Genomic DNA, 15,483 nt, shown 5'->3' with positions numbered 1-15,483 from the left:
CCTTTTATTAACCCAGAAAATACTGAATAAAATTCTCAAATATAACACCAAATAAAGATATAATTAGTGCAAAAATTATAACTACAACTATAACCATAGCTGATATTGTCATAGTTTCTTTTCGCGTAGGCCATACGACTTTCGCTAATTCAAGCTTAGATGCTTGGAAAAAAGCCCAAAAACGACGACCCTGATTTGTAAATCTTGCGACCACTAATGCAGCCAGAACCACCACTACAGCCAAAGAAGTGTTATACGAACTGTAGCTTGAACCTAAAACATCAGAATACATAGTAACAGCAACACCAGCAACCACTATCGCTACAGCCACCAACCACAACAACGCACTACTAGACTTAGAAATCTTTTTAACTTCTGTGGTCTTCGTGGCACCACTTATCCAAACCTTATCATTAAAACCTTGATTCTTTTTCACAAGACATCCTTTTTCTTAAAAAGAGTATTTTTAATTAGAGAAATTATAAACGTAGGCAATAAAATACCATAGCAAATAGACAATATCAAGAAATAAAAAAGGCGGAGTTGCAATTTATACAACACCGCCTTAATTATGTGGCAGGCCAGGAGGGACTCGAACCCCCAACTTGCGGTTTTGGAGACCGCTGCTCTACCAATTGAACTACTGACCTATATTTTTGTTAAATCACCTATTATTCGATAATTTTAGCAACAACACCAGCACCAACTGTTCTACCACCTTCACGGATAGCAAAACGTAGACCTTCGTCCATAGCGATTGGGTTGATTAAAGTGATAGTCATCTTAACATTATCACCAGGCATTACCATTTCAACACCTTCTGGCAACTCAACAGCACCAGTAATGTCTGTAGTACGGAAGTAGAACTGTGGTCTATATCCTTTGAAGAATGGAGTATGTCTACCACCTTCTTCTTTAGAAAGAACATATACTTCAGCTTCAAACTTAGTATGAGGCTTAATTGAACCTGGCTTACACAATACTTGACCACGCTCAACGTCGTCTCTCTTAAGACCACGAACTAGGATACCAACGTTATCACCAGCCTCTCCTCTATCAAGAAGCTTACGGAACATTTCAACACCTGTTACTGTAGTCTTTTGAGTTGGACGAATACCAACAACTTCAACTTCATCACCAACGTTAATAACACCACGCTCAACACGGCCAGTTACAACTGTACCACGACCTGAGATTGAGAACACATCTTCAATTGGAAGAATGAACGGCTTCTCTGTATCACGCTCAGGTGCAGGAATGTAGTCATCCATAGCCTGTACAAGCTCAACAATTTTCTCAACGTACTGCTCTTCACCTTCGATAGCTTTAAGAGCAGAACCCATAACAACTGGAGTATCATCACCAGGAAACTCGTACTGATCTAGAAGCTCACGAACTTCCATTTCAACTAGCTCTAACAATTCTTCGTCATCTACCATGTCACACTTGTTTAAGAAAACAACGATCTTTGGTACACCAACCTGACGCGAAAGTAGAATGTGCTCACGAGTCTGTGGCATAGGACCATCAGCTGCAGAACATACTAGGATAGCGCCGTCCATCTGAGCAGCACCAGTAATCATATTCTTAACGTAGTCCGCGTGTCCTGGACAGTCAACGTGAGCATAGTGTCTATTTGGAGACTCATACTCAACGTGAGAAGTATTAATAGTTATACCACGCGCTTTCTCTTCTGGTGCGTTATCAATTTCATCAAAGTTCTTAGCTGCAGAACCATTTTTCTCAGCCATAACTTTAGTGATCGCAGCAGTAAGAGTAGTCTTACCATGGTCAACGTGACCAATAGTACCTACGTTTACGTGCGGCTTCAAACGTTCAAATTTTTCTTTAGCCATTTTCATGCTCCATTTTTTTTCAACAAAAAACAATAGTTTAAATATGGTGCTCACAACCAGACTTGAACTGGTGACCTCTCCCTTACCAAGGGAGTGCTCTACCAACTGAGCCATGCGAGCTTATTAATATTTTATTATAAATTAGATTTAGGTGGAGCGGGTGATGGGAATCGAACCCACACTATCGGCTTGGAAGGCCGAAGTTCTACCATTGAACTACACCCGCATGGTGGAGGGAGCAGGATTCGAACCTGCGAAGGCTGAGCCGTCAGATTTACAGTCTGATCCCTTTGGCCGCTCGGGAATCCCTCCCCTAAAACTTTTAGATAACTATAAAGTTTATTTGACTAAAAATCAAGCTTTTTTATGATAATTTGCATTTTGCTTTACGCCAACAACTCATCTAACAAAAAACTAAGGTTATATTACTATGCGTAGGTGTAAATGTAAAGTTATTATATCGTTTTTTATAAAACCACACACATTTTTTGCGCTCTTGTCATTGCCACATAAAGTATTTGATTTCTTTCTATAAAATTCTTATTTAATGAAATATCTTTTAAAAGCACAAATACCTTTTTATAAGTCGACCCTTGTGCTTTATGAGCCGTAACAGCAAAGCCATAATCCAAGTCTTTTTTTATTATACTATTCTTGGGCCTTAAACTACCATCAGAATATCTTTCAACATCAATCATTAATAAGTTATTTTTACGAAACTCATAATACGTTGACCACATCCTATCGCTTCTAGCAATATCTAGTAAGTTATCATGTATCTCAGCATACTGATTTAAATTACAAGTATCACCTGAATCTATTATGAAAATACTTTTTTCATCAAAACCCTTATAAATTTTTGCTTTTTCATGCACCTTTACACTATATCCCACAAGGCCATTCATATTTTTTTGCTTTTTTGATACCTCAACCACCTTATAATCAACACAATTATTTATCAAGAAAGATTCTTTAGAATTAGCTTTTATGGCTCGATAGCCAATTAAAACATCACCTTTCTCAATTAAGTCAGCGCCTTCTCCAAACACCAAGTCCCTGATTATCCTATTCGCCAACATGACTGTCTTATTGCGCCAAGCTATTAACTTAGCATAATTCAAATCAGTCTTTGCATAAGATGACCCAAAAACTTTTTTTATTTGCTCTCTAAACTCATCATTTGAGTTAACAAAGAGTACACCCTCATTCTCTTTATTCAAGACAGTTTCTTTTTTATTCAAAAAATAAGGTAGCTCTTCACTAACGTCTCTTAGTTGCTGACTTAATTCTACTAGTGGGTTGCTATCTGCTTGTCGCATAAGTTGAGTAAGTTCACATCTATTCTCTAATTGAAAAATTGGACTAACCTGATCGCCAACTGGTGGTATTTGTGCTTTATCGCCCAAAAATATAACCTTAGATGATAATGATTTAGTAATTTCTGAATCAATAAGCTCAAATAGTGATTTATTTATCATACTAGCTTCATCAATTATTATTAAGTCATAATTTTTGATACTCGCCTTATTAATTTGTCCAAAGACAGGTTCATTCGGATTGAAGTCAGCAAGATTTATATCAGGCTGCAAACCAAGTAAAGAATGAATAGTATAACCCTGCCTAGTAGTTGATTGTGAAATAACAGCATTTGCCTTACGAGTTGGTGCAGAAACTATTGCTCTTTTGGGGTATTCATCCAAAATCTTTTTGACCACAGTAGTTTTGCCTGTACCTGCAAAACCTGAGAGTAAAAAATAAGACTCCCTACTCGCAATAAATTCTTTTATAATGCGAATGGCTTCTATTTGCTGTTGATTAAGAATTATTTTCTGCCCATTCGGCAAATATAAATAATTTTCAGAATTGAGAAAGTTTTTTTGCATTATTTATTTTCTGACTCGGAAAACCTCGTAATAATCCTAGAAAGAATTAGATTATTTGGCATAACAATTTCATTACCAGCTTCATCATTTAGTTTTGTATACAGGAAACCGATCGATTTAACTTGACCTTTTACACCACCCAAGTCCACCTTCTCACCTATCTCAAAAGGCTTACTAAACGCCAGCATAATCCCGGATGCCACAATATTATAAGATGTCTTAAGAGACATAGAAATACCAAAAACGATCCCTGTTAAAACTCCTGTAACAGGCGATATAGGCACTCCAAGCTTCGCTAGTGCAATAACCACCACTAAAACTAAGAAAATGGTATACACAACGCTTGATAAAAATTGTGATACCGTCTTATCATACTCCTCAAGTAAGTGGTAAACTACTTTTTTTATATATTTAGATATCCAAAAACCTATACCTAAAATTAAAACTGAAATAATTAGGTTCATCCAAAATGATCCTCCAACACCTATCTGATCAAACATTTCTTTTTATTCTCCATATATGTTTTTTTAGCACTGGCAAGCATAAAAATAGCAGCGCAACTAAGGACTATTGATATTGAGGCAAACAAAACCTCCTCAAAAGCTTCGAGATGATTTACTCTCCCCATCAAAGTGTTCAATATAAAAATCACATTCTCCACAACAAATAATGCCATACTTATAGCAAAAACAGATAAGCATATAGAAAATCTATATAAAAAAGCTGATATTGCAAACAACAGCAATAATGGATACATAACTATCTGCAAAGCATCTATAAAGAAATACTCGAATGTTTCTACACACTCAAAATTATATTTAATTGTAGATATGTATATAAGTGCAAAAACAAAAAATGTTGCAAATAGTATTGGAGCATCTCTACTAAAAACACTATCATTAAAGTCATGATATCTTTTTTTTGAAAACAAGAGTCCACATACCGTAATAAAAGCAGCACCAGAAATAAATCCATCATAAGAAAAAGTATTCTCTAAATATATACGATGCGCAACATATCCAAAACCACCCATAGCTAACAAAGATATTGAAAAACAAATCCAAAAGGCTGCATCCCAAGGCTTTTTCTTTGCAAAAATATAACTTAAAATTGCACAGCATAAAAATAGCATAAGTGAAATAAATAACCTCAGAATATCATCAGCTAACAATGGTAAATAAATCATCTCACACATTTTATTAGAAAACTCCTTTTGTTCTCAGAAATAAATATAAACCTGTAGCAATGACACTTCCCAGCACCGGGCCAACTATTGGTACCCACGCATAACTCCACTGTGAAGAGCCCTTGCCCTGTATTGGCATGATAGCATGAAACAATCTAGGTCCAAAATCCCTAGCAGGATTTATAGCATAACCAGTTGTACCACCAAGTGACAAACCAATTGCAATAACTACAAAGGCTACAGGAATTCCCCCTAAAGCTCCCATATCTATCGGATAAGCCGTAGTCACACTAGCCTCACCAGCATGAGCAACCACACCATGCATTGTTAAAATTGCAAAAATAAGTACAAAAGTAGCAATAACCTCACTAGCAAAGTTTGAGGGTAAATGCTTAATAGCTGGTGATGTACAATGAGTAGCTAATTTCAAGTCAGTATTATCAGTAGCTGAGTAGTGTGGATAATACATAGTCCACACTAGAAGCTGACCAACCATAGCACCTAATATCTGTGAAATAACAAATGGTACAACCCACCCCCATGAGAACTTACCGGCAATAGCAAGTGCTAATGTAACAACTGGATTTAAGTGAGCTCCACTAATAGGGCCAGCAACCAACACGCCCAAAAACACTGCCAAACCCCAAGCGAATGTGATAACAATCCAACCACCATTCTCTGACTTAGTGCCTTTTAAAACAACTCCGGCAACCACACCATTTCCCAGCAGTATCAAAATCATTGTGCCGATAAATTCAGCTATGCACGCTTCTAACATAAATAACCCTTAACTATACAACTCATCAACATTAAAGTTCTTAGAAAATTCCATAAAGCTATCAATTTGCTGATTTTGCCAAGCTTCATCTTTATCCAACTCTTCTGCCATAAGTTTAGTAACAACTGGGGCTGCATCGATACTAGCCTTAATATCTAAAAAGGCTGCTCTAGTTCGGCGAGCTAAAACATCCTCAACAGTTTGAGCCTTCTCAGCTCTAACATGATAAACAACCTCTGCCTGATAATATGGTAAATCATCATGTAACAACTCAAAATTATCAAGCTCTGTCTGGATTGCTTTAATATCTTCAGCATTTTTACCATAAACCTTTAGTGGATAAGCATCTTTTGGTTCAATAGCGTCAACAAGTAACTCATTAGAAGTCTTGGAAGTCTTTTGAGCAATTTTTTTAGTCTCGATAAAATCTATAACATCCTGCCCCATCCTTCTAAAGATTGTCCACTTACCACCAACAACTGTGATTAAGCCATCTTTTGACTCTACAACCTCATGCTTACGCGAAATTTTTGCTGTATTTTTAGCATTCTTTGGCGACACCAATGGTCTTTGGCCACAATAGACAGACTTGATATCTGCTACTGTAGCTTTAGTTTTAGCATACTGGTTAAATGTCTCTAGGATAAAATCAATCTCAGACTTCTCAGCTCTTGGCTCAATACTTGGAGCTTCTTTTTTGATATCTGTAGTACCAACGATTAAATGATTATGCCAAGGCAATATAAATAACACTCGACCATCTTCTGTTTCTGGAATTAAAATTGCATGCTCTGTCGGAAACTTTTCTCTATCAAAGACTATATGTGTACCTTGAGCAACCGATACATATTTATGAGAATCTTGCTGATTTGCGATATCAATAGTTTTATCTGTAAATGTCCCTGTAGCATTCACTATATGTTTAGCTGTAAATTCTTTTTGCTCGCCTGACAGAGTATCAACCACTTTTACAGTATCTAATTTTGAATTTGTAGGGCTAAAGACCTTCTCAACCTTATGATAATTAAGAGCTGTACCACCTTTTGCCTCAAAAGTTTTCATCAATGAGATCAGTAATCTAGTATCATCAAACTGACCATCATAATAAACTAAACTTTTCAGCAATTTCGAATCATCAATATTTGGTAGCTCTGCCAATGTTTGCTGTTTATTTAGATTATAGCTTTTGCCAATCTTATACTTACCTGATAAAAACTCATATAGCTTCACACCAATTGTATATTTAATAGTCTCAAAATAACTACGAGTTGGAATAAGATAAGACTGCTTATGAGTCAAGTGTGGAGCATTGTGTAAGAATGAATATCTTTCCTCAAGCCCTTCCTTCACTAAAGCAAAATCAAAATTCTCAAGGTATCTCAGGCCACCATGAATCAACTTAGTTGACTTTGAAGATGTACCTTTACCAAAATCATAGGCTTCTAAAAGCAAAGTTTTGTAGCCTCTAGAAACCGCCTCTACAGCGCAACCAAACCCAGTTGCACCACCACCTATAACTATTATATCGTATTCGTTTTTCATTTATTTTTTTCAAATCTTTATATCTAAAAAATCGCCACTCTTACAGAGCAACCACAAAATTTGCTAATATTACTCAGCCCAAGCCTTACTTCTATCTACTGCTTTTTTCCAACCCTTATAATCATGGGCTACTGTTTGAGGGTCTTTTTGTGGCTCAAAAGTCTTCTCTGTTGTGAGAATAGATTTCAATTCTTCTTTATCTTTCCAAAAACCTACAGATAGACCCGCTAAGAACACAGCCCCCAAACCTGTAATCTCATTAATTTTAGGCTTGGAAATCTTTGATTGTAGTATATCTGACTGGAACTGCATTAGAAAATTATTTTGAACCGCTCCACCATCTACTCGAAGCCCTGCTAAATCAAGACCCGTGCCTTCTTTCATACAATCTAAAACATCTTTTGCCTGGTAAGCTATAGCCTCAAGTGCTGCCCTTATGATATGCTCCCGCCTAGTATCACGAGTAATACCAACAATAGTCCCTCGAGCATACATATCCCAGTATGGCGTACCGAGACCAACAAAAGCTGGGACCAAATAAACACCATCCGTTGAATCAATTTTTGTAGCATAGTACTCACTATCTTCAGCAGAGCGTACAAGACCTAGACCATCACGAATCCATTGAATAACTGCTCCCGCGATAAATACACTACCTTCAAGAGCATAAGTTGGCTTACCATTCTCAGCCCAAGCAATAGTCGTAAGGAGCCCTGCATCAGAAAACACAGGTTTATCACCAACATTCATTAAAGCAAAGCACCCTGTACCATAAGTGTTTTTCGCCATACCTTCCTCAAAACAGCAATGACCAAATAAAGCTGACTGCTGGTCACCTGCCACACCAGCTATTGGAATTCTAGCGCCGCCCAAAGTACTTGGATGAGTGTGCCCAAAATCGCCACTTGAAGATCTAACCTCTGGTAGCATTGATACAGGAATATCTAAATACTCTAGAATTTTTTTGTCCCATTCAAGTGTATTGATATTGAATAACATTGTTCTTGAAGCATTTGAAAAGTCAGTAGCGTGAACTTCACCTTTAGTTAAATTCCAGATTAACCAAGTATCGATTGTTCCAAAAAGTAAATCTCCTTTTTCTGCTTTTCCCCTAGCACCATCTACGTTATCAAGTATCCACTTAACTTTTGTACCGGAGAAATATGCGTCGACCACAAGACCTGTATTTTTACGAATATAATTAGTAAATTCTTTATCTTTATTGATTTCATCACAGATATGAGATGTTCTTCGGCACTGCCAAACTATAGCATTATAAACTGGCTGGCCTGTATTCTTATCCCAAACTACTGTGGTTTCCCTTTGGTTAGTAATACCTATTGCAGCTATATCTCGCGGAGAAACTCTAGCATACTCTAGAGCTTCTCTAACAATACTACTTTGCGATGCCCAAATTTCCATAGGGTCATGCTCTACCCAACCATTCTTTGGGTAAATTTGAGTAAATTCTTTTTGCGCTATCTTTTTAATATTACCTTGCTTATCAAAGATAATAGCACGAGAACTAGTGGTCCCCTGGTCTACTGCTAATATAAATTCTTTTGACATAAAAAAACTCCATAAGTAAAAAAACTACAAATTTCTAAATAAATATTTTATGCTTTTTTCTCTTTAATAAAAAGAGACAGCAACACAGATAAAAACATTAATACTGGTAAAATGAATAATGAATATTTAAACGCCTCTAGTTGCGCAAAACCATAATTCTCCAAAGATGAAACCATATATCCAACAAATGGCTGAAGCACAGCACCACTTAAAGGTATAAATAAATTGACTGCCGCGATACCAGTAGCTATATACATTGGACTGATGTGTTGGCGCAAAATTGTAAAATTAAGCACGTGAGCTGCTTGCATCCCACCCCATAGCACGCACAATATACACATAATTATTGGATTAACATGTAGGTACACAACAGCCACAACGATAAACAAACCAAAAATTGAAGCCCATGTAAGTAAGGCTTTTTGTTTGTTTAACAACGTTGCTACAACTCCCCATAAAGGACTAAAAATTGCAATCCCAATAAATATCATAGATGATGCTAAACCAGCATAGTGCTCAGGATATCCATCCAAACTTAAGAATCTATAGCTCCACAAATCAGCAAATATAGCTGTAGTCCCATAAATTGTAAAACAAAAAAAACCATTTAATAATATTTGTTTAATTTTAAAAACTATTGGAATATCTTCAATCTTTGTATGAGTATCAGCCAACTCATCTGTATCTGTCTGGTTATGCGGCTCCTTAAACGGTATAAAAAACAATACACTTAAAAATAACACTACTGAGACAATAAGAATTCCAGACATTATAACTTGGATACTAAAATTATTGGCCAAAATAACTAGTGGCAATCCAGTCAGAGTTCCCGCGCCATACATGAGCATCTGAGTCGCCCCCGTGAATAGAGGGAAAGTTCTTTTAGGAAGCCATATAGCTATCGCTTTTAGTGCAGATAAGAAAGCAAATCCTCCACCAATACCTGCTAATACTCTATATAAAATAAGATATTCTGGAGATGTCGCTCTAGTTGCGATAAAAACCCCTATAGAAAATATGAAGGTGCTGACTGCCATAATTCTTTTGACACCAAACTTATCTAATAAAATACCTGCTGGAAGTTGTGAAGCAACATACGCCCAATAAAATGCTGAGCTTAAAACACTAATTTGCTCTGGCGTTAGGTTATATGGTGCTGTAGAAAAGTCATTATAAAGTGAATTTCCTGAAGCTCGTATTATGAATTCAAGTGCATAAAAAAATGCACATATAAACCATATCGTAAATCCAACTCTGGTAATTTTTTGCATAGTTTGAAATATAGAGATTAATTATTTAAAAAATTATGCTAGAAAACCCTCTACATGTAAATAAAATAATCTCTCTTGAGCCCAAACTAGCTACTCTATCTAGATAGCATTAAAAACTAATTTAGAAATTCCATTCAAATCCTGTTTTCAACATTCTTGAGCCTTTATATTGTGCTCCATCGAATCCTGTAAACATATCCGTATTATCTGCCATTTCACCAGTTAAGTTATATTGCCCTTCTAAGAGAAGCCCAAAGTTATCTGATAGATTATATTTAGCACCTGTTCTTCCACTAGCAAACGCTGCTATGCGAGACCCTGTATCATATGCAGAATTAACATTATTTAACTGATATGGATTAGCTCCTAACACAGTACCACCATAGAGCTCAAACTTATCATTCCACAATTTTTTAACTAACTTTGTTTCCTGGGTATAAAACTTTGTATCTTTGAGATCTCCCATAGATCCTTCAGCTATTAGGTTAGTAGAGCTAGTATATGCATCAAAAGTAAGGCTATCAGTAATATCAATAGCACTATCAGAAACATTAACCAAAAAATCGGAAGCATTTTCCCTATCTATCACTTCATTTCCACGCTCTGTACTTGGACGATAAAAAGCATCATTTGCTGTTATGTAATACTTACCTGTTTTTAGATCAAGTTTATTATCAGAATAAGCAAAAAAAGAACATAAAAATAACACAGAAAAAGCTACTACATTCTTCATAATTGACACCTCCATATTTAAAACCAATATTATCATAATTTAATACTAATTAGATCATGTTAAAAAAAGTTAATTAGACTTTTAGCTAATGAAAAGATAAATTAAAGAAATATTCATTTTAGGTATTTGGTAATGCAAAAATTTAAACTATCGTTAGTATTAGTAGTAGGAATTAGTTTTTATTGCTATGAATTTTTTCTGAGAATACTGACAGGTGCTTATCAAGAACAAATAGTTGAACACTTTAATCTTTCAACACATATTGGATTTTCTTTTTTAGTATCTAGTTACAATATTACATACCTCCTAATGCAAATACCTGCTGGAATACTACTTGATAGATACGGTAGTAAGAAAGTACTTATCAGTGCCACTATACTCTGTGGAGTTGGTAACATCATTTTTGTCTCAGGTGGTTACGAATTAGCACTATTCGGTAGATTACTAGTAGGACTAGGATCTTCATTTGCTTTTATTGGTGTTCTAAAACTTACTTTAGAAAATTTTGAATCAAAATATTTCCCGATAATAACAAGTTTAGTTATATCACTCGGAACACTCGCTGCAGCATTTTCTCAAAACATAAGTGTCATCATATCTCACTATGATACTTCTTGGATAAATATCTTTATCTATTCTGGGGTTATAGCCCTGCCCCTAGCACTGCTTTTTCAAATCATAATCCCACAAGAAAGATATTCTTCGACACTTATGCCAAAGTTTAGTGAAATACTAAAACGAGGTAAACAGCTAATAAAAAATAGTTTAATCTGGAAAAACGCAATGTGGGCAGGACTTCTATATACACCAACAGTAATTTTAACATCACAATATGGTGTACTGTATTTCAAGCAGTCTTACGGTTTTGACAGTATATATTCAACAACCATGATAACTGCGATTTTCATTGGTTGGATTATTTTTTCACCAATAATGACACATATGTGTAACAAATTCAGTGGAAAAAAAATCATAACCATTTCAATAGTCGGAATTATTCTAATATCCGTACTAATAAATGCTCATTTATTTAAGAATTATGCTATTAGTATTGCGTTCTTATTCGGCACTTTTTCAGCATCACAAGTCTTAGTGTGGTATTACTTTAATAAGATATGCTCTCCAAGTTTTGCTGCGGTTGGGATTGCAATCACAAATATGCTTATAACATTAGTAATAGAGATTGGACAACTCAGTGCTGGACTAGCTATTGATGGTGGTGATCATTTTAATATAAACGCAAGTACAAGTATAACGATTGCTTTTGTTACTGTTCTGACTTTAGCATTCATTATCATGAGAAGCATGGTCAAAAATATTAAAGCTTAACTAAATTTGCAATATCTGCTAACAGTATTTTCTGACCAACATCTGTACCAAAGTCCACAGTATAAAACTCTTTTGAACCTTGAGATTGTGCTTTGACAACCCCCCCCTTACCAAAGACCTTATGAAACACCTTATCTCCTTTTTTGAACTTATTACCTTTCTTATCATTTGACTTAAGAAAGTCAAAAGGAGATACACCAAAGTTTGATTTTTGCTTTAACTTTGGTTTATTTTGAGATCTTACAGTTAGTTTACCCTCATTAACATGTTCAGAGTCTATTTCCATCAGAAAGCGTGATTTAACTTGGAAACTACTTCTACCAAAGATATTACGCACTTGAGCATAGCTAATGGTTAGAGCCTTCATAGCTCTTGTAACAGCAACATAAAATAAACGTCTCTCTTCAGCTAGCTTTTCTTGGATTTTTTTAGATTCTGCACTAGTATATGCCTCTTCAGCATTAATAATCGAGTTAGGAGGAAATACTCCTTCTTCTGCTGCTACTAAGAAAACATAGCGAAATTCTAAACCTTTTGACGCATGTATTGTCATTAGCTGAACACTATCTGTATTTTCATCAGCCTGCATCTCACCAGCTTCTAGCACTGCAAAAGACAAAAAATCTTGTAGTATATCAGTATTATCATCAAGTAATTCTATCTGCGGTTCAAAATCTTTAGCTGCACTGATTAACTCTTTCAAGTTATCAATTTTTTGACGATCTTTTTCAGTATCTTTTTCTTGATATGATGCCAACAAACCACTTTCATTGATTACAGTTTCAAGAAGCTTATCTAGACTTAAGTCTTTTATTTGTGATGAAATAGCATTTATAATTTCTATAAACTTCAACAGAAGAGACGCGGTTCTTTTTGTTACAATTTCTTTCTGGATAATATCTATAGTGGCTTGCCAATATGATACATTATTAATCTGTGAGAAATTACGAATTGTATCTAAAGTTTTGTTGCCAATTCCTCGTGTTGGTGTGTTAATAATTCTCTCAAATGCTAAGTTGTCATTACTTGTAAGAGCTAATCTCAAATATGCTAAGGCATCCTTAACTTCAGCTCGATCAAAGAAACGAAAACCTCCATAAATCCTATAAGGTATACTTGCATAAATACAACTCTCCTCAAGGACACGCGACAAATAGTTTGAACGATATAAAATTGCTATATCAGAGTAATCGACTCCACCATCATGTAATTGGCGAATTTTATCTATAATATATTTCGCTTCATCACGCTCATTAACTGCACAATATACTTCAACTTTTTCGCCATCTTCAGCAGCAGACCATAGCTCTTTTAACATTCTATTATCGTTATTTTTGATTACAGAATTAGCTACTTTAAGAATATTCTTTGTTGAACGATAGTTTTGCTCTAACTTTATGATTTCAACATCGTTTAGATCTGCGACATATTTGTGAATGTTATCAACGACTGCACCACGCCAACCATATATTGACTGATCATCATCACCAACAGCCATCATGTAGTTATTATCTGTAACAAGTAACTTCAACCACATATATTGGACTTGGTTAGTATCCTGAAACTCGTCTATCAAAATATACCTGAATAAACTCTGATAGTATTCTCTAAGCTGTTGGTTAAGAGAAAACAATTCATATAAATACAAAAGTAAGTCGGCAAAATCTAAAGCATTATCTAACAGCAACCTCTCTTCATAAGCAGTATAAATATGAGCATAATTAATGTCATACTGCTTTGTTAATTTGTTACTACGAATAGCCTTATCTTTTTGCTTATTAATAAAATTTTGCAATAATTTTGGTGGATATTTTTTATCATCAAGATCCAAACTCTTAATTACTTTTTTGATTAATTGAGCCTGCTCATCTTGATCAAGAATTCTAAAGTTCTTATCCAGACCCAACTCATGAGCATGCTTACGCAATAACCTATGAGCAATACCGTGAAAAGTACCTATCCACATACCAAAAGTTGAAATGCCAAGCATTTTCTCAACTCGGTGTTGGATTTCTTTAGCTGCTTTGTTTGTAAATGTTACAGCTAGAATATTTTCTACAGATACTCCTTTATCACGACAAAGATACGCTATACGAGAAGTTAAAACTTTTGTCTTGCCACTACCGGCTCCAGCAAGTATCAAAGAATTACGATCCTCTAGCAAGGTCGCTTTTTTTTGTTGGGGATTTAACCCTGAAAGAAAGTCTTTATTAGACATTAGAATCAATATTTTATATAACTAGATAGACAATATTTTAACAAAAAATATTCTACTAATGTGAAGTTTCAATAACTAAACTTATTACTGTTGTGAATTAGAGCTAAACAATGCGCTTGTGAAGTTTTTTGCATTAAATACTTGCAGATCGTCAATCTTCTCACCAACACCGATAAATCTAAGTGGTAGTCCCATTTTCTTAGCAATTGAGAAGACTATTCCACCTTTTGCAGTACCATCAAGTTTAGTGATTGTTATACCTGTTAGGTTAACAATCTCATTAAATGCCTCAGCTTGACTAAGAGCATTACCACCAGTTGTAGCATCTACAACAAGCATTGTTTCATGAGGTGCAGAATCATCGACTTTTTTAATTACCTTAACAACTTTTTTTAGTTCTTGCATCAGATTATCTTTATTATGCAAACGTCCTGCAGTATCTGCTATTACTACATCGATACCTCTAGATTTTGCAGAGCTTATAGCATCATAAATAACTGACGCGCTATCAGCTCCTTCTTTTTGATAGACAACTTGCGTATTATTTCTATCACCCCATTCTCGAAGCTGCTCAACAGCTGCTGCACGGAAAGTATCTCCAGCTGCCAATATCACTGATTTACCTTCAGACTGTAGTTTTTTGGTAAGCTTACCTATAGTTGTTGTTTTACCTACACCATTTACACCGACAATAAGTATTACATAAGGAGTATTTTCATGATTAATCTGTAATGGTTGCTGACACGGCAAAATAATTTCTGTCAGTTTATCCTGAATAATTTCATTAAGCTTATCTGCCGTCTGAAGCTCATTTCTTGCTACTTTCCCACGTAAATACTCAACTATTTCGTCAGTAGCCTCAACACCAACATCAGATGTTAAAAGTTGCATTTCAATATCTTCTAGCAGCTCTTCATCAACTACTTTTTGCCCCATAAGAATGGTGCTTAAGCCACTTCCAAACTTACTAGCTGTCTTTGACAGACCTGACTGAAGCCTTGAAAATAGTCCTTTTTTATTATCTTGTTCGTGAACTTTTTCTATTTCAGGTGATGACTGAACTTCTTTCTTCTTTTTAAAAAACATTTAGTTATACTCTAGAAAAATTATTATAAAAA

General features: G+C 35.3%; 13 protein-coding genes and 4 tRNA genes. 1 reads left to right on the top strand and 16 read right to left on the bottom strand.

Translation table 11 applies throughout. From position 1 onward, the window contains the following. Nucleotides 1-7 precede the first annotated feature (7 nt). From secE to F7308_RS03120, 14 genes are all read right to left on the bottom strand, one after another. On the bottom strand, nt 8-436 hold the full coding sequence (gene secE, locus F7308_RS03185) for a preprotein translocase subunit SecE (protein ID WP_013922407.1): 429 nt from the start codon (nt 434-436) through the stop codon (nt 8-10). Between the two features lie 138 nt (nt 437-574). Further along, nucleotides 575-650: transfer RNA gene (locus F7308_RS03180), tRNA-Trp, on the bottom strand. A gap of 21 nt (nt 651-671) precedes the next feature. Next, nucleotides 672-1,856, bottom strand: a complete 1,185-nt coding sequence (gene tuf, locus F7308_RS03175; RefSeq protein WP_013922406.1) for an elongation factor Tu — start codon at nt 1,854-1,856, stop codon at nt 672-674. 44 nt (nt 1,857-1,900) lie between these two features. After that, a tRNA-Thr gene (locus F7308_RS03170) sits at nt 1,901-1,976 on the bottom strand. A gap of 32 nt (nt 1,977-2,008) precedes the next feature. Further along, nucleotides 2,009-2,082: transfer RNA gene (locus F7308_RS03165), tRNA-Gly, on the bottom strand. A gap of 1 nt (nt 2,083) precedes the next feature. Further along, nucleotides 2,084-2,168, bottom strand: a tRNA-Tyr gene (locus F7308_RS03160). A gap of 155 nt (nt 2,169-2,323) precedes the next feature. After that, nucleotides 2,324-3,739, bottom strand: coding sequence for an ATP-dependent DNA helicase (locus F7308_RS03155; protein ID WP_013922405.1), 1,416 nt, complete (start codon nt 3,737-3,739; stop codon nt 2,324-2,326). Continuing rightward, entirely contained in the window at nt 3,739-4,239 is a 501-nt protein-coding gene (locus F7308_RS03150) for a mechanosensitive ion channel family protein (protein WP_013922404.1), read from the bottom strand. Before F7308_RS03150 ends, F7308_RS03155 begins: the two co-directional genes overlap by 1 nt. Continuing rightward, nucleotides 4,224-4,934 (bottom strand): hypothetical protein, encoded by a 711-nt coding sequence (locus F7308_RS03145; RefSeq protein ID WP_013922403.1) that lies wholly within the window; start codon nt 4,932-4,934, stop codon nt 4,224-4,226. Before F7308_RS03145 ends, F7308_RS03150 begins: the two co-directional genes overlap by 16 nt. Before the next feature lie 4 nt (nt 4,935-4,938). Next, complete coding sequence (locus tag F7308_RS03140; protein WP_013922402.1) at nt 4,939-5,703, bottom strand: MIP/aquaporin family protein; 765 nt, start codon at nt 5,701-5,703, stop codon at nt 4,939-4,941. Nucleotides 5,704-5,712: 9 nt separating this feature from the next. Then, on the bottom strand, nt 5,713-7,245 hold the full coding sequence (locus F7308_RS03135; RefSeq protein ID WP_013922401.1) for a glycerol-3-phosphate dehydrogenase/oxidase: 1,533 nt from the start codon (nt 7,243-7,245) through the stop codon (nt 5,713-5,715). 69 nt (nt 7,246-7,314) lie between these two features. Further along, nucleotides 7,315-8,814 carry a glycerol kinase GlpK gene (gene glpK, locus F7308_RS03130; protein WP_013922400.1) on the bottom strand — a complete coding sequence of 500 codons (1,500 nt, stop codon included), beginning with the start codon at nt 8,812-8,814 and terminating at the stop codon, nt 7,315-7,317. Nucleotides 8,815-8,861: 47 nt separating this feature from the next. Further along, the gene (locus F7308_RS03125; protein ID WP_013922399.1) at nt 8,862-10,085 is read right to left on the bottom strand and encodes an MFS transporter; all 1,224 of its coding nucleotides are present in this window, start codon (nt 10,083-10,085) and stop codon (nt 8,862-8,864) included. 121 nt (nt 10,086-10,206) lie between these two features. Next, entirely contained in the window at nt 10,207-10,818 is a 612-nt protein-coding gene (locus tag F7308_RS03120; RefSeq protein ID WP_013922398.1) for a hypothetical protein, read from the bottom strand. 132 nt (nt 10,819-10,950) lie between these two features. Between F7308_RS03120 and F7308_RS03115 the strand changes: the two genes are divergently transcribed. Then, on the top strand, nt 10,951-12,147 hold the full coding sequence (locus F7308_RS03115) for an MFS transporter (protein WP_013922397.1): 1,197 nt from the start codon (nt 10,951-10,953) through the stop codon (nt 12,145-12,147). Here F7308_RS03115 and F7308_RS03110 read toward each other — a convergent pair. Beyond that, complete coding sequence (locus F7308_RS03110; protein ID WP_013922396.1) at nt 12,137-14,365, bottom strand: UvrD-helicase domain-containing protein; 2,229 nt, start codon at nt 14,363-14,365, stop codon at nt 12,137-12,139. The genes F7308_RS03115 and F7308_RS03110 overlap by 11 nt on opposite strands. A gap of 84 nt (nt 14,366-14,449) precedes the next feature. After that, nucleotides 14,450-15,451: a signal recognition particle-docking protein FtsY gene (ftsY, locus tag F7308_RS03105; RefSeq protein WP_013922395.1), complete on the bottom strand. Its 1,002-nt coding sequence runs from the start codon at nt 15,449-15,451 to the stop codon at nt 14,450-14,452. Nucleotides 15,452-15,483: the final 32 nt, after the last annotated feature.

It is taken from the genome of Francisella salina (assembly GCF_000219045.1).
Taxonomy (GTDB): Bacteria; Pseudomonadota; Gammaproteobacteria; order Francisellales; family Francisellaceae; genus Francisella; species Francisella salimarina.
The sequence above is the reverse complement of the archived record's forward strand: the minus strand, read 5'-3'. Positions and strand labels throughout refer to the sequence as shown.